Annotated in this window: 1 protein-coding gene; it reads right to left on the reverse strand. The window is 64.1% G+C overall.

What is annotated here, in order from left to right; all coding sequences use genetic code 11:
• Window positions 1-287 (reverse strand): AMP-binding protein (locus tag HFE01_RS27490; RefSeq protein ID WP_243208326.1); only part of this gene is annotated, 287 nt, incomplete at both ends.

Consider the following 287-nt stretch of genomic DNA (forward strand, 5'->3'; position numbering starts at 1 on the left):
GGCTGCGGTGCTCGATCATCACGCCCTTCGGCTTGCCCGTCGTTCCCGACGTGTAGATCACGTACGCCAGATCCTCCGGACGGGCTTCATGGAAGCTGTTGGTGCCAACATTCTGATGGCTCTCATCGCCGTCGTCCACAGCATCCGTCAGCTTGCCGGAGACCATGCTGGAGACAATCGGCGCATTCGCCCGCTCCTCGCTGTACGACGCTTCGTCGTCCAGGTACAGCACCGCCGCTAGCGCCAGCTCCTCTTCGCCGAGCCAGGCTTCGGCGCGCTCTCGCAGC

The organism is Paenibacillus sp. EKM10P (assembly GCF_011800655.1).
Classification (GTDB): domain Bacteria; phylum Bacillota; class Bacilli; order Paenibacillales; family Paenibacillaceae; genus Paenibacillus; species Paenibacillus polymyxa.